Source organism: Microbacterium sp. dk485, assembly GCF_004570445.1.
GTDB lineage: Bacteria > Actinomycetota > Actinomycetes > Actinomycetales > Microbacteriaceae > Microbacterium > Microbacterium wangchenii.
In genome coordinates, this window is the sequence record NZ_SPQW01000001.1 from 76,700 (window position 1) to 94,250 (window position 17,551).

The following is a 17,551-nucleotide window of genomic DNA, read 5'->3' on the forward strand; positions in this document are numbered from 1 at the left end:
CGCGGACGTCCTCAGTGCCCCACGACGATGAGGACGAGCCCGGCGAGCACCGCCAGAGTGCACACGAAGAAGCACGCGTAGGCCCCGTAGAGCGCGAGGCGCTTCTGGCCGGGCGTGAGCGGGTTCTTCTTCGCCGCCTTGGCCGCGGCCTTCTCCGCACGGCGGCGCTGCTTGTCGGTGACCACGGCGATCGCGTCGGTGAACGTCGCCGGCGCGACGACGGGCACGCGCCCGGCGCGCACGAGCAGCCGCAGTCCGAGCGCGTAGAACAGCACCACCAGCACGGCGCCCACCAGCGCCGCGGCGAACACCTGCAGGAACGACGTCCAGTCGATGGCGATCATGACCGGCTCCCCTCATCCGTGCGGGAGGGCTGTTCCTCTGCCGCCGCATCCGCACGCCGGCGCTGACGCCGCGTGGGGGGCGGATTGGGCGTGACCTTCACGGCACGACCCGACACCGCGACCTCGCTCATGGCGTTGGAGGAATCCACCCGGTTCCGCCGCGAGCGCAGGAAGAGCCCCAGGATGATCGCCAGCGCCAGCACCGCGTCGAAGGCGATGCCCCACGGGCCCAGCCACACCACGATGAGCGCCGCGAACGCGCCGACGGCGCCGGCTGCCGGCAGCGTCAGCAGCCATCCGATCATGATGCGTCCCACGGTGCCCCACCGCACGATCGATCCGCGCCGGCCCAGGCCCGACCCGATCACGGAACCCGAGGCCACCTGCGTGGTCGACAGCGCGAAGCCCAGGGCGCTGGAGGCGAGGATCGTCGCCGCCGTGGAGGTCTCGGCGGAGAAGCCCTGCGCGGGCTTGACGTCGGTGAGGCCCTTGCCCAGGGTGCGGATGATGCGCCATCCACCCATGTACGTGCCCAGGGCGATCGTGACCGCGCACGCCACCACGACCCACAGCTGCGGCTCGGGGTGCGCGGTGGACTGCCAGCCGACCGTGATCAGGGCGAGCGTGATGACGCCCATGGTCTTCTGGGCGTCGTTCGTGCCGTGCGCGAGAGCGACGAGGCTGGAGGTGAAGATCTGGCCCCAGCGGAACCCGTCGCGGCCGTCGGGCTTGGCGTCGTAGCGGCGAGTCACGGCGTAGGCGATCTTGGTCACGACGAACGCGATGATCCCCGCCGTCAGCGGTGCGATCAGGGCCGGAAGGATGACCTTGGACATCACCACGCCGAAGTCGATCGCTGTCGTCCCCACGCCCACCAGCGTCGCGCCGATGAGCCCGCCGAACAGCGCGTGCGAGGAGCTGGAGGGCAGGCCCAGCAGCCACGTCAGCATGTTCCACGTGATGGCGCCGATGAGCCCGGCGAAGATGATCGCCGGGAAGATCGTCACGGAGATCTCATCCTCGCGGATCATGCCTCCGGAGATGGTCTTGGCGACCTCTGTGGACAGGAACGCTCCGACGAGGTTCAGCACGGCAGCCAGCAGCACGGCGACGCGCGGCTTGAGCGCCCCGGTGGCGATGGGGGTCGCCATCGCGTTGGCGGTGTCGTGGAACCCGTTGGTGAAGTCGAAGAACAGTGCCAGCACGATCACCAGCACGATGACGAGAGTTGCGGTCTCCACCGTTCGCTTTCCGTAAGGGGATGTGGGGGGCGGCCGACGACGCGGCCGTGTGACGAACGAACAGTTCACCGTCTAGTCGTGTCCCGTTTTCCGGGCACCGCAGAATCCTGACACCCTCGTCCCCGTGGGTCAAACTTGCGCCCGCGCCCTGGCACGACACGCTCCACTACCGTGGGAGCGTGACCGACACCGCCGCATCCCCCCTCGCACCGCACACCGAGCGCAAGCCCGTCGCCCGCACGCACCACGGCGACACCTTCGACGACCCGTACGAGTGGTTGAGGGCCAAGGAGGACCCCGCGGTGATCGCGCATCTGGAGGCCGAGAACGCCTTCACGCAGGCGCGCACGGCGCACCTGTCCGGATTGCGCGAGCAGATCTTCGGCGAGATCAAGGGCCGCACCCTGGAGACCGACCTGTCGGTGCCGACTCGGCAGGGGCGGTGGTGGTACTACGGCCGCACGGTCGAGGGCAGCCAGTACGGCATCCAGTGCCGTGCTCCCATCGCCTCCCCCGACGACTGGACCCCGCCCGAGCTGTCGCCGGATGCCGAGGTGCCCGGCGAGCAGATCCTGCTGGACGCGAACGTCGAAGCCGACGGACACGACTTCTTCTCGCTGGGCAGCTTCGACGTCTCAGAGGACGGGACGCAGCTGCTCTACGGCGTCGACGTCGCAGGGGACGAGCGCTACACGCTGCGGGTGCGCGATCTCGCCACCGGCGAGAACCTGCCCGACGAGATCCCCGGGACCTTCGCGGGGGCCGGGTTCTCCCCCGACGGCCGCTTCATCGTGTACACGACGGTGGATGACGCGTGGCGGCCCGACACGGTGTGGTTGCACGAACTCGGCACCCCCGTCGCCGATGACGTGAAGCTGTTCACCGAGCCCGACGAGCGGTATTGGGTCGGCGCCGGGTTCACGCGCAGCCACCGCTACCTCATGATCGAGGTCGGCTCCTCCATCACGAGCGAGGAATGGCTCGTCGACGCAGACGACCTGCGGTCCGAGCCGCGCGTGGTGTGGCCGCGGCGCGAGGGCGTGGAGTACTCCGCATCCCACGCCGTCGTGGACGGGCAGGACGTCCTCTACGTCCTGCACAACGACGGTGCGCTGGATTTCGAACTGGTCCGGGTGGCTGCATCCGACCCCCAGGGACAGCGCTCGGTCGTGCTCCCGCATGAGCCGGGCCGGCGGCTGCTCGACCTCGACACGTTCCGCGACTGGGGTGTGGCCGCCTACCGCCGGGACGGGCTCGCGCGCGTCGCGCTGCTGGACTACGCCGACGGGACGCTGCGGGAGGTGGGGTTCGAGGAGCCGCTGTACAGCGTGGGGACGGCGGGGAACCCGGAGTGGGCGCCGCCGCTCGTGCGCCTGGGCTACGGCTCGTTCGTGACCCCCGGGACGATCTTCGACTACGACGTCTCCACCGGCGAGTTGCTGCTGCGCAAGCGCCAGCCGGTCCTGGGCGGCTACGACCCCGCCGATTACGCGCAGGAGCGCGTGTGGGCCACGGCGCAGGATGGAACCCGCGTGCCGGTGTCGGTCGTGTGGAAGCGTTCGTTCGGCGAGGCCGGCGCGGAGCCCCGCGCGCTGCACCTGTACGGGTACGGCTCCTACGAGCACTCGATCGAGCCCGGCTTCTCGGTCGCACGGCTGTCGGAGCTGGACCGCGGCGTCGTCTTCGCCGTGGCGCACGTGCGCGGCGGCGGTGAGATGGGTCGCCAGTGGTACGAAGACGGCAAGCTGCTGGCCAAGCGCCACACCTTCACCGATTTCGTCGACTGCGCACGGCATCTGATCGACGCGGGCTACACCACCCCCGACCGGATGGTCGCGGAGGGCGGCAGCGCGGGCGGCCTCCTGATGGGCGCCGTCGCCAACCTCGCCCCAGAGCTGTTCGCCGGGATCCTCGCCGATGTGCCGTTCGTGGACGCCCTGACGACGATCCTGGATCCCTCGCTCCCGCTCACGGTGATCGAGTGGGACGAGTGGGGCGACCCGCTGCACGATCCCGACGTCTACGCCTACATGAAGTCGTATACGCCGTACGAGAACGTGCGCGAGGGGGTGCGGTATCCCCGCATCCTCGCCGTCACCTCCCTCAACGACACCCGCGTGCTGTACGTCGAGCCGGCCAAGTGGGTCGCGCGCCTGCGGGAAGTGGGCGCCGACGCGATGCTCAAGTGCGAGATGGTCGCCGGGCACGGCGGTGTGAGCGGCCGATACAACGCATGGAAGGAGCGCGCGTTCGAACTCGCGTGGCTCCTCGACGTCGTCGGCCTCGCCGACGCCTGACCCCGCCGCGCGGCCCCCGTTTTCGGCAGGCTGTGTTGGGGCGCTCCCGGGTCAGCCGAAGAGTGCGGCGGCCTCTTCGTAGCGGTAGTAGGGGACGCTGTTGAGCTCACCGAGGGCGTCCGCGAAGGGAACGCGCACGATGTCGGTGCCGCGCATCGCCACCATCTGCCCCCACGCCTCGTCCATCAGCGCGTCGGCCGTGTGCAGGCCCAGGCGCGTGGCGAGCACGCGGTCGAAGGCGGACGGCGATCCGCCCCGCTGGATGTGGCCGAGCACCGTCGAGCGGGTCTCGATGCCGGTGATGCGTTCGATCTCGGGGGCGAGCACCTCGCTGATCCCGCCCAGGCGCGGGCGGTTGAAGGCGTCCAGGCCCTTGTCGCTGTAGGCCTCGTCCATGCCCTTGAGGGTGAAGCCCTCGGACACGACCACGAGCGGAGCGCGACCGCGGTCGTGCGCGCGGGAGACCTGCGCGCAGATCTCCTCGATCGACATCGGCACCTCGGGGATGCAGATGACGTGGGCCCCCGCGGCGATGCCGGCGTGCAGCGCGATCCATCCGACGTGACGGCCCATCACCTCGGCGACCATGCACCGCTGATGCGAGTCGCCCGTGGTGCGGAGGCGGTCCATCGCGTCGGTCGCGATGTTCACGGCCGTGTCGAAGCCGAACGAGTAGTCGGTGGCCCGGAGGTCGTTGTCGATGGTCTTCGGGACGCCCAGGACGTTGATCCCGTCCTTGGCGAGCCGGTCGGCTGCCGCGAGGGTGCCTTCGCCGCCGATGGCGACGATGCCGTCGATGCGGTGCCCGTACAGGGTCTTGGCGATGTTCTCCGCTCCCCCGCGCGGCCCCTCGTAGGGGTTCGTGCGGCTGGTGCCGAGGATCGTCCCGCCGACCTTGGACAGGCCCTTCACCTCGTGGCGGGTCAGCGGGAAGAAGTCGGCGTCGACGACGCCGCGCCAGCCGTCGCGGATCCCGACGAACTCGATGCCGTAGGTGGTCGTGCCCTTGAGCACGGTGCCGCGGATCACCGCGTTCAGGCCGGGGCAGTCCCCGCCGCTCGTCAGAATGCCGATCTTCATAGCTGGAGTCCTCGCTGTATCGGAGTGAAGTCGCGGCGACGCTGCCACCCTGACCCTAGCGGCCGCACCGGGCCGCTGCCACACGGCCCGGGTGGGTCCTCAGTCGCCGCCGAGAGCCTGACGCAGCAGGTGCGTGAGCGCGCTGAGCTGCACGGAGTCGCTGGATGCGGCATCCATTGCCACGCCGTCCAGGGCACGCAGCGCGAGCCCCTGCTTGGAGTCGATGAGCTCGGCGATCTTCGTGTCGATCGTGTGCGCGGCGATGATGCGCCACGCGGTGACCGGCTCACCCTGTCCGATGCGGTGCACGCGGTCGATCGCCTGCGTCTGCTCGGCGGCGGTCCAGCTGAGCTCGGCCAGCACGACGTTGGATGCGGCCTGCATGTTCACCCCGACGCCGGCGGCGGTCAGGGAACACACCGCGATGCCCACGCCCGGGTCGTTGTTGAAGGCGTCGATCGCCTCCTGGCGCGCGGGCGTGGTCTGGTCACCGCGGAGGGAGACCGTGCGCACACCGGATGCGGCGAAGTGGGCCTCCGCGGCATCCATCACGTCGATGTGCTTGGCGAAGAACACGACCTTGCCCACCGAGCGCTGCAGCTGCACGGCGTAATCGGCGGCCAGCTGCGCCTTGGCCTTGCCGATGCGGCGGACCATCGTGAACACGTTCTCGGCGCCCGAGCCGGCGGCCTTGGACTCGTCGAGCTCGTTCTGGGCGACCAGGCGCACGATGTCGTGGTCGATCTCGCCCGCCGCGAGTCCGCGATTCCCGCGGGCTTCCAGGATGCGGCGGTACTTCGCGGCGAGCCGGTCGGCCAGCTCGCGCTCGGCACGCCGGATCGAGCGGCCCTCTTCGTCGTCGAGCTCGACGGGCAGGTCGGCGATGAGCTTGTCGGGCAGGTCGGCGGCGACGTCCTTCTTCTTGCGCCGGACGATGCCCATGTCGATCACGGCGCTGCGGGCCTGCGGATAGAACGCCTTGTCGGCGGGGGTGAGCCCCGTCTCCTCCAGCTTCTCCATCAGCTCGGGTCCGGGCTTCTCGCCGTTGGTCCAGCCGAGGAAGCGCCAGATCGCGTCGAAGTCCTCGACGTCGTTGATCAGCGGGGTACCCGTCAGCGCGAGCAGCAGCGGGTCGCGCACCTGCTCGCGGATGCGGCCGGCCAGCGCCAGCACGTTCTGGGAGCGCTGCGAGGAGAGGTTCTTGATGAAGTGCGCCTCGTCGACGACCATGCCCTTCAGGCCGATCGAGCTGAGCCAGGACAGGTGGCGGTCGAGGATCTCGTAGTTGACGATGAAGACGTCGGCGAAGGCGTCCATGTCCTCGCCGTCACCGGAGATGACCGTCGCGCGCCGGTGCGGCGTCCACCGCTCCACTTCGCGCGCCCAGTTCATCTTCACGACGTTGGGGACCACGGCCAGCAGCGGGTATGCGCCGGCGACGGATGCCGCCAGCACCGATTCGGCGGTCTTGCCCAGGCCTGGCTCGTCGGCGAGGAGGAACGTGCGGTGCCCGGCGCGCACCGCCTCCAGAAACCGCGACTGGTGCGGCATGACGCCCAGGCCCTTGGGCGACAGACGGTCGAACTCGGGCACCTCGGGCAGGTCCATGGACGCCGCCGAGCCACCGGCACCGGTCTCGAACGCCTTGTAAAGCGGGCCCATGAGCTCCCAGCCATCGAGCCGTCGGCGGGGGGTGGGCTGGGGAGAGCGGGCGGTGAGGTCGGGGGCGAGGAAGGGGTTGGCCATCATCCGCGCCTCCACGGCGGGGGGCACGACCTGTCTCTCGGCGAGGGCGGCGGGAACGACCTGCTGCGTGGCGGGGGCGACGTCGGTGATGATCAACTCGTCCGGCGGCAGCTCCGCGCCGGATTCCAGGAGCCAGTCGCGTCGCATGCGGCGCGCCACCGGAGAAGCGACCTGGTCGGCCTCCAGCAGCTGGATGAGCGATGTGTCGCGTGCGGCGGTCTTGGCCAGGATCGTCGCGACCCCGTCCAGGCGCTTGAGCAGCTCGGAGCGGGTGGAATCGCTGATCTCGGAGTCGGCCTTCACGCGCGCCCGCTCCTCGCGGACGAGGAAGGCGATGACCTGGAACTTGACCCGGTTGGTCGGGCCGAGCTTGCCGCGCTGGGCCTTGGCCTCCACCTCGCGCACCTTGCGCGCGAGGATGGGGATGAGTGGGGCCTCGTCGTCGCGGCGTGCGGACGAGGATTTCCTGCGCTTCTGCGTGGAGCCGGAAGCGGCGGTCGCCGTGGTCGGCATGCTCCTCCTGAGCGTGTCATCCGGTTCGGCGTCGACGACGACAGATCCGGTCGGTGTGCGATCCCGGGGGGCGGTGTGAACCGTGACTCCCGCGGGGCGGCCCCTCAGCCGGTCGGAGGCGTTCGCTGAGCGAACTGCGTCGGCGGAGAAGGGGTTTCCGCCATCCAGTCTAGCGCGTCGGGGGCGCCTCACCCGCCGACTGTGTCGAGGATGTCCTCCGAGTATCCGTCGGGGGCGATGTTGAGCCACCCTGTCGCCACCCACAGTCCCTCGCAGGCACCCGCCCGCCCGCGGATGCCGAGGCCTAGGGTGGTGCCCATGGCGGAGCGCATGACGGAGCCCATGACGCGCGACCAGCGCCTGGTCCTGTGGATCGCGATCCTCGGGTCGTTCGTGTCGTTCCTGGATGGAACCGTCGTCACCGTCGCCCTGCCGGCGATCCAGGAGGAGCTCGGCGGCGGCCTGACGACGCAGCAGTGGGTGGTCGACGCCTACCTCATCACACTGGGCGCGCTCATCCTGGTGGCCGGCTCCCTCAGCGATGTGCTCGGGCGCCTGCGCGTGCTCACGATCGGGCTCGTCGGGTTCGGCGTGACGTCGATCGCGATCGCGGCGGCCCCGACGCCGGAGTTCCTCATCGTCGCGCGCGCCCTGCAGGGCGTGGCGGGGGCGCTGCTGGTGCCCAGCTCCCTGGCGCTGATCACGGCCAACTTCCGGGACGCCGCGCAGGCACGGGCCATCGGGATCTGGACGGCGGCGACGACCGCCGCCATGATCGCGGGGCCCGTGCTCGGTGGTCTCTTCGTGGATTTCGCGTCGTGGCGGCTGGTGTTCCTGATCAACGTGCTGCCCCTGGCGGTCACCCTGTGGCTGGTGGTGCGCCTCGGCCACCGTGATCAGCGCCGCCCGGGGGCGACGGTGGATCTGCTCGGCGCGGCGCTGTGCGCCGTGGGTCTCGGGGCCGGAGTGTTCGGGCTCATCGAGCAGTCCAGCCTCGGATGGGCGTCACCGGCGATCTGGGGCTCCCTCACGCTGGGCATCGCGGCCTTCACGGCGTTCCTCGTGCGCCAGCGGTTCGCGCGGCAGCCGATGATGCCGCTGAGTCTGTTCCGCGTGCGCAACTTCTGGACCGGAAACCTCGCGACCGCGTTCGTCTACGCCGCACTGTCGCTCAACGGATTCGTCATGGGCGTGTACCTGCAGCAGGGCGCGGGACTGCCCGCCACCCTCGCGGGACTGGCGACCCTGCCGGTCACGATCCTCATGATCCTGTTCAGCTCGCGGGTGGGATCCCTCGCCGGGCGATGGGGGTCACGCCTCTTCATGACGGCCGGTCCCCTCGTCATGGCCGTGGGCGTCCTGGTGCTGCTGACGGTGTCGGAGGACTTCTCGTACTGGTGGCAGGTGCTGCCCAGCGTGCTGGTGTTCGGGATCGGGCTGACCCTCACCGTCGCGCCCCTGACCTCGACGATCCTCGGCTCCATCGACGAGAGCCGCTCGGGCATCGCCTCGGCGGTCAACAACGCCGTGGCGCGGGTGGCGGGCCTCATCGTGATCGCCCTCCTGGCAACGATCGTCGGCGGCTCGCTGGATCTCCCCGGGTTCCACCGTGCGGCGGTGGTCACCTCGGTGCTGCTGGCGGCAGGGGGGATCGTGTCGTTCCTCGGCATCCGCGACCGCGCTCCGGCGCAGTCGCCCGATCGCGCGTCGGCCTAGGCTGGAGTCATGCCCGCCCTCACCGAACGCGACGTCGCCGCGACCATCGACCACGCCATCCTCAAGCCGGAGCTGACCCGTCCGCAGGTCGACGCCGAGCTGGACATCGCCGCGGAGTGGGGGGTGTTCAGCGTGTGCGTGCGACCGTCCGACATCGCCCACGCCGTCCGCCGGCTCGAGGGCACGGGAGTGGCGGTGGGCACCGTGATCGGCTTCCCGCACGGCACCACCTCCACCGCCGCAAAGGTGGCCGAGGTCGGCCAGGCGCTGGCCGACGGCGCCGTCGAGGTCGACATGGTGGTCAACATCGGGTTCCTGCGGTCGGGGTTCGACGACGCCGTCGTGGACGACATCCGCGCCGTCGTGGATGCGGCATCGGGCCGTATCGCGAAGGTGATCCTGGAGACCTCCTACCTCGACGACGAGCAGATCGCCCGCGGCAGCCGCTTGACCGAGGCCGGCGGTGCCGCCTTCGTGAAGACCTCGACCGGGTTCGGCGGCGGCGGCGCGACGGTCGAGCACGTCCGCCTCATGCGCGCGAGCGTCGGCCCCGGCGTGCAGGTGAAGGCCTCCGGTGGCGTGCGGGGACTGGAGACGGCCCTGGCGATGCTGGAGGCGGGAGCCACGCGCCTGGGCACCAGTGCGAGTGCCACCATCCTCGGAGAGCTGCGCGCCATCGGCAGCGGCGCGGGCCCCACCGGCTCGCGGGACGACTCGTCCTACTGAGCCGCGCGCTCCTGGGGCTCGGCCAGCACGGCGCGCACGCGCGCGACGTCGTCGGTCATCTGGGCCTTGAGCGCGTCGATGCCGTCGAAGGCGACCATTCCGCGGATGCGGGTGACGAAGCGCACCTCGACCAGGTGGCCGTACAGGTCCAGGTCGGTCTCGTCCAGCACGTACGCTTCGACCTGCCGCACCGGCACGTCGTCGAACGTGGGGTTCAGCCCCACACTGATGGCGGCGGCGTAGCGGGTTCCCGAGCGCAGGCCGTCCTGGGAGCGCTCGTCGATCAGCCAGCCGGCGTACACGCCGTCGGCGGGGACGAAGCCCTCCAGCCGCGGTGACAGGTTGGCGGTGGGAAAGCCCAGTTCGCGGCCGCGCTTGAGGCCGTGGACGACTTCCCCCCACACCGACGGAGCGCGCCCGAGGAGCTTGGCGGCGCGGGCCACGTCTCCCTCGGCGAGCAGTTCCCGGATCCAGGTGGAGGACACCCGGCGGTCGTCGTCGATCGCGCGGACATCGTCGACGACGTCGACGCGGAACCCGTACTCCGCCCCCATCGTGCGCAGCAGAGCCGGATTCCCCGCCCCGCCCTTGCCGAAGCGGAAGTCCTGCCCCACCAGCACGGTGCGCACCCCGAGCGCCTGCACGAGCACGTGACGGACGAACTCCTCCGCCGTCAGGCTCGCCAGAGCCTCGTCGAAGGTCAGCAGCAACGTCGCATCCACGCCGGCGCGCTCGAGCAGACTCAGCTTCTGGTGCACCCCGATGAGGTCGGGCGGGCTCAGCTCGGGCCGCAGCAGACGCAGCGGGTTGCGGTCGAAGGTCACCGCGACCACGCGAGCCCCGCTGGCGGCATCCACGCGCGCACGGTCGATCACGGCCCGATGGCCGGTGTGGACGCCGTCGAACTTGCCGATCGCCACGACGGAGGGCCCGAATCCGGGCGGGATCTCGGCCGGGTCGCGGAAGACGATCACGATGCCGCCCCCGCCCTCTGCGGCGCGGTGTCGGCGCGGTCGGTCGCCGCCTCCCGGTGGGCGGCGAGCCACCACAACCCGAGGAAGGGCAGGACGAGCGGGACGAAGAGGTACCCGTTGCCGAAGAGCGACCACACCGTCGGATGCTGGAACAGCTCGGGCAGCACGAGGCTGAGCGTCCCGACCACCAGGACGCCGACCAGTTCGAACACGATCGCCACCCACGCCACCAGGTACCACGTGCGACGGCCCGCGAACACGAGGGCGAGCGTGGCGAGGATGTACACCAGCGCGCTCACCGCCGACAGCGTGTAGGCCAGGGGTGCCTGGTCGAACTCGCTCACGATCTGCACGAAGGAGCGCCCTGTGGCGGCGAGGGCCATGATGAGGTAGACGATGACCAGAACGCGGCCGATGCCGGTCATCCGGCGGGGGTTTCGGGTTGCCATGACCCTTCAATCCTAGGCGGGAGCGGGCACCGCCCTCCCCCGCTCACGCGACCTGGACGGTCCAGATCACGTGCATGCGCCACACCATGACGGCCACCGCGAGGGCGGCGACTCCCATGATGACGGTGCTCCAGCGGCTGCGCTCGACGAGCGCCCATGCCACCCCCACCGGGGGCAGCAGCGCCGCCGAGACGAGATACACCCAGAACTCCAGCAGGCTCCCGGTGGGCGGGTTGCCGGCCAGCGGCGCGATGATCGCCGTGACGATCTGGGCGATCAGGAGCACCTCGATGAGCGCGAGCCCGCCGACGGTGACGTCGCCGGGCCGGCGGCCGGACAGGCCCGCCACGATCGCGACGACCCCGGCGAGGCCGGCGACGGCGACCTGGGCGATGGTGAACCACAGGATCATGGCCGGGTCTCCTCTGGCATGTTCATGGCGCTCTTGAGGTCCGTTCCGCAGGGCTCCACGATGCCCACGAGCGCTCCGTCGGGATCGATCGCCGCGGCGCGGATCCCGTCGGGAATCCGGTCGGCGGCGCCGGGGAGCCGTTTGCCGTGCCGCAGATCGCGCGCTTCCTCGGCGGTGACGGGCACGGCGCCCAGCACCGCGGTCGCCGCGGCGGACGGTGACAGCATCCGCTCGGGGGCGAGGGCGTCCAGCCCGGTCGCCTCGGCCACGCCGAACGGTCCGACGCGCTCGCGCCGGAGGGCGGTGAGGTGCCCGCCGACACCGAGCGCGGCGCCGAGGTCGCGGGCGAGGGCACGGATGTAGGTCCCGCTCGAGCAGTCCACGATCACATCCAGGTCGACGTGAGCGTCGAGGCGGCGGGTGGCGAGCACGTCGAACCGCGACACCCGCACCTGCCGGGGGGCGAGTTCGACCTCGACGCCGGCACGGGCCAGGTCGTACGCGCGCCGGCCCGCGACCTTGATGGCAGACACGCGGCTGGGCACTTGGGCGATGGCGCCGGTGAGGGCGGCCACCTCGCGGGTCACCGCGGCGTCGTCGACCGCGGCGAGGGCCGCCGCATCCGCGCGAGTGGTCGTCCGCCCGTCGGCGTCGTCACTGTCGGTGCCCTCCCCCAGCCGGATCGTCGCGGTGTAGGTCTTGTCCGCCCCCACCAGGAACGTGAGCAGGCGCGTCGCCCCTTCCACGCCGAGCACGAGCAGGCCGGTCGCCATGGGATCGAGCGTGCCGGCGTGGCCGATCTTGCGCGTCCCCAGCGCCCGGCGGGCACGGGCGACGACGTCGTGACTGGTCATGCCGCCGGGCTTGTCGACGAGCAGGATGCCGCTGGCTGCCATCAGCAGAAATCCCCGAAGACGCGGACGGGAGCGGCGAGGTCGGAGTTGTCGACGAGAGCCGACGCGGCCCGGCGGGGGTCGGCCTCCCGCAGGTAGAGCTCCTGACCCTGACGGTAGCGCGCGTTGGTGGGCGCATCGGGATCGGGATCGCTGCCGTCGCGCACCGCCATGCGGGCATAGGCGACCGGGAAGGGCACCTCGAGCCACACCGACCAGTCCCACAGCCCCCGCAGTTCGGGCCGGTGCAGGAAGATCCCGTCGACGATGAGCACCGCATCGCGCGGGGCGGTGACCCACTCCGACTCCACGGCCGCGTCGCGGACGACGTCGTGGACGGCCAGCTGGAAGCCGGCACCTTCGCCGGTGCGGAAGGGGTCGATGAGCACGCGGCGGAAGGTGGCGTAGTCGTACGAGTCCCGGTAGAACCCCTCCGGCGACGTGCGGCCGCGGGCGTACCGCTCGGCGCGGGGACGGTGGAAGCCGTCGATCGAGGCACGGAAGACCGCCGTGCCCTCCTCCGCGAACACTTCCGCAAGGCGATCGGCGAACACCGTCTTGCCGGCGCCGTCGACCCCGTCCACCGCTATGATCACGCGCCCCGCGCGATAGTGCTGACGCACCTCGTCGCGGAGTCCGCGCAGCAGGGTCGTGACCGGGGTGGTGGGGAGACGCACCCCTCCAGCGTACGTGTCCTGCCCGGTTCGCCGTGCCCGCGACCACCCGGTGCGGGCACCTAGGCTGATCGGGTGCAGGACCTCGCCACCCCGCTCTCCGCCTGGTACACCACCGCCGCGCGGGACCTGCCGTGGCGTCGCCCCGGGTTCGGCGCATGGGGCACGCTGGTCAGCGAGTTCATGCTGCAGCAGACCCCCGTGGCCCGGGTCGTCCCGCACCTGGAGGCGTGGCTGTCGCGGTGGCCGGAACCGGCGGATCTGGCAGCGGATGCGCCGGCCGAGGCCGTGCGCCAGTGGGCGAACCTCGGGTATCCGCGGCGGGCGCTGTGGCTGCATCGCGCGGCGGTGGAGATCCGCGACCGCCACGGCGGCGTGGTGCCGCGGGACGTGGAGACCCTCCTGACCCTCACCGGAATCGGCGACTACACCGCGCGCGCCGTGGCCGTCTTCGCGTATGGCGACCGGCATCCCGTCGTCGACACCAACACGCGCCGCGTGCTCGCCCGCGTCGTGGACGGACGCGCCCAGCCCGGCCCGCCCTCGCGTCGGGATCTCGACGCGATGGAGGCGCTCCTGCCCGCCGACGTCGCCGCATCCACCGTCGTCAACGCCGCCGCCATGGAACTGGGGGCGACGGTGTGCACGGCACGCGCGCCACGGTGCGACGCCTGCCCGCTGGTGTCCGCGTGCGCCTGGCGGGCCGCCGGCTACCCCGTCACGGAGGACCGGAGGCGCCGGCAGGCGCGCTACGAGGGCAGCGATCGGCACGCGCGCGGCGCGGTGCTGCGGATGCTGCGGGACGCCGCACCGCGTCCGGTCGCACTGGCGGAGGTTCTCGCCGAGTGGCCCGACCCCGCTCAGCGGGACCGCGCGATCGACTCACTCATCGCCGACGGTCTGGCCGAGGCATCCGAGGAACTGCTCCGCCTCCCCCGATGACGCCGGCGGAGCGGAGCGGAGCGGAGCGGGGTCAGGGACGGGGGCCGTCGTCCTCGGCTGTGTCGTCCGCGGTGGCGTCCTCTGCTGAGGCGTCGTCGTCCGAGTCCTCTTCCACCTCGTCGCGGGGCTTGAGGTAGGGGTCGGCGTCGCCGGCGTAGGTGCCGGCGGCGGCGAGGGCTGCCACCGCCTCGTCGCGCTCACGGGCCTCGCGCAGGAGAGCCGCGATGTGATCCGCGTTCTCGGGGATGGCATCGAGGAAGAACTCCAGCGAGGGCGTCAGCCGCGTGTTCAGGTGCTTGCCCACCTCGGAGCGCAGCATCCCGGTCGCCGACTTCAGTGCCGCTGCCGTGTCGGCGCGCAGCGCCTCATCGCCCATGACGGTGTAGAACACCGAGGCGTGCTGCAGGTCGCCGGTCACCTTGACGTCGGTGATCGTGACGAAACCGAGGCGCGGGTCGCGCAGCCCCTTCTCGAGCCGCTCCGCGAGGACTACGCGGATGCGGTCGGCCACTCGTGCCTGTCGTTCGGATGCCATGTCTTTCACTCTCTCTCACATCGTGGATGTGTCGTACCTGTGGTGCTCTATGCCGCGGGACATCCGGAACCGTAGCCCCCGCGCGTGCGGGATGGAGAAGGGAGAAGGCCCCGGGCCGCAGCCCGGGGCCTTCATCGAGTCAGCCTCGCGGCTTCTCGACCATCTCGGTGGTCTCGATCTCGTCGCCGACCTGGATGTCGTTGAACTTGCCGAGTCCGATACCGGCCTCGAAGTCCGTGCGGACCTCGGTGACGTCGTCCTTGAACCGGCGCAGCGACTCGATGGCCAGGCCATCGGCCACCACGACGCCGTCGCGGATGACGCGCGCCTTGGCGTTGCGGGTGATCGTCCCCGAGCGCACGATGACACCGGCGATGTTGCCGAACTTGGAGGAGCGGAACACCTCCCGGATCTCGGCGACACCGGACTGCACCTCTTCGAACTCCGGCTTGAGCAGGCCCTTGAGCGACTGCTCGACGTCGTCGATCGCGTTGTAGATGACCGAGTAGAACCGGACGTCCACGCCCTCTCGGGCGGCGCGCTCGCGCGCCTTGGTGTCGGGGCGGACGTTGAACCCGATGACGATCGCGTTGTCGATCGTGGCCAGGTTGATGTCCGACTCGGTGATCGCGCCGACGCCGCGGTGGATGATCCGCAGCTGCACGCTGTCGTCGACCTCGATCTTGAGGAGCGACTCCTCCAGCGCCTCGACGGCACCGGACACGTCGCCCTTGATGATGAGGTTGAGCGACTCGACCTTGCCCTCTTCCAGAGCACGGGTGAAGTCCTCCAGCGAGATGCGCTTGCGCGCCTTGGCCAGAGCGGCGTTGCGCTCGGCGGCCTCGCGCTTCTCCGCGATCTGACGGGCCAGACGGTCCTCTTCGGTCACGATGAAGACGTCACCGGCGCGCGGGACGGAGTTCAGACCCTGCACCTGCACGGGGCGGGAGGGCGCGGCCTCGAGCACGGCGTCGCCGTTCTCGTCCACCATCGCCCGGACGCGGCCGTAGGCCGTGCCGGCCACGATCGCGTCGCCGACCCGGAGGGTTCCGGACTGGATGAGCACCGTCGCCACCGAACCGCGGCCCTTGTCGAGCTTCGCTTCGATCGCGACACCGCGTGCCGCCTTGTTGGGGTTGGCCGTGAGGTCGAGCCCCGCGTCGGCGGTGAGGAGCACCGCATCCAGGAGGGCCTGGATGTTGGTGCCTTCGCGAGCGGACACGTCGACGAACATGACGTCGCCGCCGTACTCCTCAGCGACCAGTCCGTACTCGGTGAGCTGCTGGCGCACCTTCGCCGGGTTGGCGTCGGGCTTGTCCACCTTGTTGACCGCGACCACGACCGGCACTCCTGCCGCCTGCGCGTGGTTGAGCGCCTCCACCGTCTGGGGCATGATGCCGTCGTCGGCGGCGACCACGAGGATCGCGATGTCGGTCACCTGGGCACCACGGGCACGCATGGCGGTGAACGCCTCGTGACCCGGGGTGTCGATGAAGGTGATCGCGCGCTCGATACCGTCGTGCTCGGTCCACACCTGGTACGCACCGATGTGCTGGGTGATGCCACCGGCCTCACCGGCGACGACGTTGGTCTGACGGATCGCATCGAGCAGTCGCGTCTTACCGTGGTCGACGTGACCCATGACGGTCACCACCGGCGGACGGATCTCGAGGTCGTCCTCGCTCTCGGCCTCCAGCTCGGCATCCAGGTCGAGACCGAAGCCCTCCAGGAGCTCTTTGTCCTCGTCCTCGGGCGAGACCATCTGGATCTTGTAACCCAGTTCCTCGCCGAGTACCTCGAAGGTGGCCTCGTCGAGCGACTCCGTCGCGGTGGCCATCTCGCCCAGGTTGAACAGGATGGTCACGAGCGTGCCGGGCTGCACGGTGTAGCCGCGGATCGCCTCGAGCTTGTCGGCGAAGTCCGCGATCGACGCACCCCGGCGCAGGCGGATGATCTCGCCGTTGCCCTTCTGGACGTTGACGCCGCCGACGACCGGCGCCGACCGCATCTCGAATTCCTGCCGCTTCGCCCGCCGCGACTTGCGCTGCTTGGACTTGCCGCCGCCCTTGCCGAAGGCACCGGCGGTACCGCCGCCGGGTCCACGACCGCGGCCACCGCCGCCACCGGGACGACCGGCGAAACCGCCGCCGGGACGCCCGGCGAAGCCGCCGCCGGCACCTCCACCGGCGCCGCCGGGACGACCGGGGCCGCCGGGACGCTGCTGGAACGGTGCGCCGGGACGACCGGCGCCACCGGGGCGACCTGCGCCGCCGGGACGCGGGGCCCCCGGACGCGGTGCGCCGGGACGCGGCGCCTGCGGCCGCGGGATGTTGCCGGGAGTCGGGCGCTGGCCCATCCCCTGCTGCGAGGAGAACGGGTTGTTGCCCGGACGCGGGCCGGCCGGACGCTGGCCCATCCCCTGCTGCGAGGAGAACGGGTTGTTACCCGGACGCGGGGCGCCACCGGGACGCGGCGGCTGAGGGGCGCCGGGGCCGGGACGCGGCGCGGCGGGTGCGGCCGGAGCGGCCTCCGCAGCAGCCGGGGCCGCCGGAGCGGGCGCGGACGGCGCGGGAGCCGAGGGTGCGGGAGCCGACGGTGCCGGAGCCGCGGGAGCCGCGGGTGCGGATGCCGCAGGCGCCGCGGGCGCGGCGGGCTGCGCGGGGGCGGCCGGAGTGCTGGCGGCGGGGGCCGCGGGGCGCGCGGGCGCGGCCGGACGTGCCGGGCCGGGCTTGGCACCCGATCGCGCGGCAGCGGGTGCCGGTGCGGCCGGTGCGGCGCCTTCGGAGGCGAGCGCGGCGCGCAGCTTGCGCGCGACCGGGGGCTCGATGGTGGATGAGGGGCTCTTGACGAATTCGCCGAGCTCCTTCAGCTTCGCGAGGGCGACTTTACTGTCGACGCCGAGCTCGGAAGCGATCTCGTGCACGCGTGGTTTTGCCACAATTCTCCTGTCTGGGGGCCTACCCCGGACAGGGCAGACCATTAGATGCGGACGGGTCTCATTTCGAGCCG

16 protein-coding genes are annotated in these 17,551 nt (G+C 71.2%); 4 read left to right on the forward strand and 12 right to left on the reverse strand.

Going from position 1 to position 17,551, the window contains the following annotated elements; all coding sequences use genetic code 11:
* Window positions 1-11 precede the first annotated feature (11 nt).
* Together E4V99_RS00405 and E4V99_RS00410 are read right to left on the reverse strand one after the other, a co-directional pair.
* Window positions 12-344 (reverse strand): peptidase, encoded by a 333-nt coding sequence (locus E4V99_RS00405; protein WP_135064850.1) that lies wholly within the window; start codon window positions 342-344, stop codon window positions 12-14.
* Window positions 341-1,585, reverse strand: coding sequence for an inorganic phosphate transporter (locus E4V99_RS00410; protein WP_135064847.1), 1,245 nt, complete (start codon window positions 1,583-1,585; stop codon window positions 341-343). The genes E4V99_RS00405 and E4V99_RS00410 overlap by 4 nt, the downstream gene beginning before the upstream one ends.
* Before the next feature lie 179 nt (window positions 1,586-1,764).
* Here E4V99_RS00410 and E4V99_RS00415 point away from each other — a divergent pair, with 179 nt between their 5' ends.
* On the forward strand, window positions 1,765-3,882 hold the full coding sequence (locus E4V99_RS00415; RefSeq protein ID WP_135064844.1) for a S9 family peptidase: 2,118 nt from the start codon (window positions 1,765-1,767) through the stop codon (window positions 3,880-3,882).
* 51 nt (window positions 3,883-3,933) lie between these two features.
* Here the strand turns inward: E4V99_RS00415 and E4V99_RS00420 are convergent, their stop codons facing one another.
* The 3 genes from E4V99_RS00420 to E4V99_RS18670 all read right to left on the reverse strand — a co-directional run bounded on the left by E4V99_RS00420 (window position 3,934) and on the right by E4V99_RS18670 (window position 7,541).
* Window positions 3,934-4,962, reverse strand: coding sequence for a 6-phosphofructokinase (locus E4V99_RS00420; RefSeq protein WP_135064841.1), 1,029 nt, complete (start codon window positions 4,960-4,962; stop codon window positions 3,934-3,936).
* A 99-nt stretch (window positions 4,963-5,061) separates the two neighbouring features.
* Window positions 5,062-7,221 (reverse strand): DEAD/DEAH box helicase, encoded by a 2,160-nt coding sequence (locus E4V99_RS00425; protein ID WP_135064838.1) that lies wholly within the window; start codon window positions 7,219-7,221, stop codon window positions 5,062-5,064.
* Between the two features lie 188 nt (window positions 7,222-7,409).
* The gene (locus E4V99_RS18670) at window positions 7,410-7,541 is read right to left on the reverse strand and encodes a hypothetical protein (RefSeq protein WP_261799173.1); all 132 of its coding nucleotides are present in this window, start codon (window positions 7,539-7,541) and stop codon (window positions 7,410-7,412) included.
* Between E4V99_RS18670 and E4V99_RS00430 the strand changes: the two genes are divergently transcribed.
* The gene (locus E4V99_RS00430; RefSeq protein ID WP_240742833.1) at window positions 7,540-8,937 is read left to right on the forward strand and encodes an MFS transporter; all 1,398 of its coding nucleotides are present in this window, start codon (window positions 7,540-7,542) and stop codon (window positions 8,935-8,937) included. The genes E4V99_RS18670 and E4V99_RS00430 overlap by 2 nt on opposite strands.
* A 9-nt stretch (window positions 8,938-8,946) precedes the next feature.
* Window positions 8,947-9,663 (forward strand): deoxyribose-phosphate aldolase, encoded by a 717-nt coding sequence (deoC, locus tag E4V99_RS00435; protein WP_135064835.1) that lies wholly within the window; start codon window positions 8,947-8,949, stop codon window positions 9,661-9,663.
* On the opposite strand, the gene E4V99_RS00440 is transcribed toward deoC, so the two are convergent.
* Genes E4V99_RS00440 through E4V99_RS00460 form a run of 5 tightly spaced genes read right to left on the reverse strand, consistent with a single transcriptional unit; the run spans window position 9,657 to window position 13,068 of the window.
* Complete coding sequence (locus E4V99_RS00440; RefSeq protein ID WP_135064832.1) at window positions 9,657-10,637, reverse strand: bifunctional riboflavin kinase/FAD synthetase; 981 nt, start codon at window positions 10,635-10,637, stop codon at window positions 9,657-9,659. The two genes, deoC and E4V99_RS00440, sit on opposite strands and share 7 nt — an antisense overlap.
* Window positions 10,634-11,086 (reverse strand): hypothetical protein, encoded by a 453-nt coding sequence (locus E4V99_RS00445; protein WP_135064829.1) that lies wholly within the window; start codon window positions 11,084-11,086, stop codon window positions 10,634-10,636. The genes E4V99_RS00440 and E4V99_RS00445 overlap by 4 nt, the downstream gene beginning before the upstream one ends.
* Window positions 11,087-11,129: 43 nt before the next feature.
* On the reverse strand, window positions 11,130-11,498 hold the full coding sequence (locus tag E4V99_RS00450; RefSeq protein ID WP_135064826.1) for a hypothetical protein: 369 nt from the start codon (window positions 11,496-11,498) through the stop codon (window positions 11,130-11,132).
* The gene (gene truB, locus E4V99_RS00455) at window positions 11,495-12,394 is read right to left on the reverse strand and encodes a tRNA pseudouridine(55) synthase TruB (RefSeq protein ID WP_135064823.1); all 900 of its coding nucleotides are present in this window, start codon (window positions 12,392-12,394) and stop codon (window positions 11,495-11,497) included. Before truB ends, E4V99_RS00450 begins: the two co-directional genes overlap by 4 nt.
* Window positions 12,394-13,068 carry a uridine kinase gene (locus tag E4V99_RS00460; RefSeq protein WP_135064820.1) on the reverse strand — a complete coding sequence of 225 codons (675 nt, stop codon included), beginning with the start codon at window positions 13,066-13,068 and terminating at the stop codon, window positions 12,394-12,396. Before E4V99_RS00460 ends, truB begins: the two co-directional genes overlap by 1 nt.
* 72 nt (window positions 13,069-13,140) lie before the next feature.
* Here E4V99_RS00460 and E4V99_RS00465 point away from each other — a divergent pair, with 72 nt between their 5' ends.
* A complete protein-coding gene (locus E4V99_RS00465; protein ID WP_135064818.1) occupies window positions 13,141-14,007 on the forward strand; it encodes an A/G-specific adenine glycosylase in 867 nt (288 codons plus the stop codon).
* 31 nt (window positions 14,008-14,038) lie between these two features.
* On the opposite strand, the gene rbfA is transcribed toward E4V99_RS00465, so the two are convergent.
* Window positions 14,039-14,542 (reverse strand): 30S ribosome-binding factor RbfA, encoded by a 504-nt coding sequence (gene rbfA, locus E4V99_RS00470; protein ID WP_135064815.1) that lies wholly within the window; start codon window positions 14,540-14,542, stop codon window positions 14,039-14,041.
* A gap of 139 nt (window positions 14,543-14,681) precedes the next feature.
* Window positions 14,682-17,522 carry a translation initiation factor IF-2 gene (gene infB / locus E4V99_RS00475; RefSeq protein ID WP_187270387.1) on the reverse strand — a complete coding sequence of 947 codons (2,841 nt, stop codon included), beginning with the start codon at window positions 17,520-17,522 and terminating at the stop codon, window positions 14,682-14,684.
* Window positions 17,523-17,551: the final 29 nt, after the last annotated feature.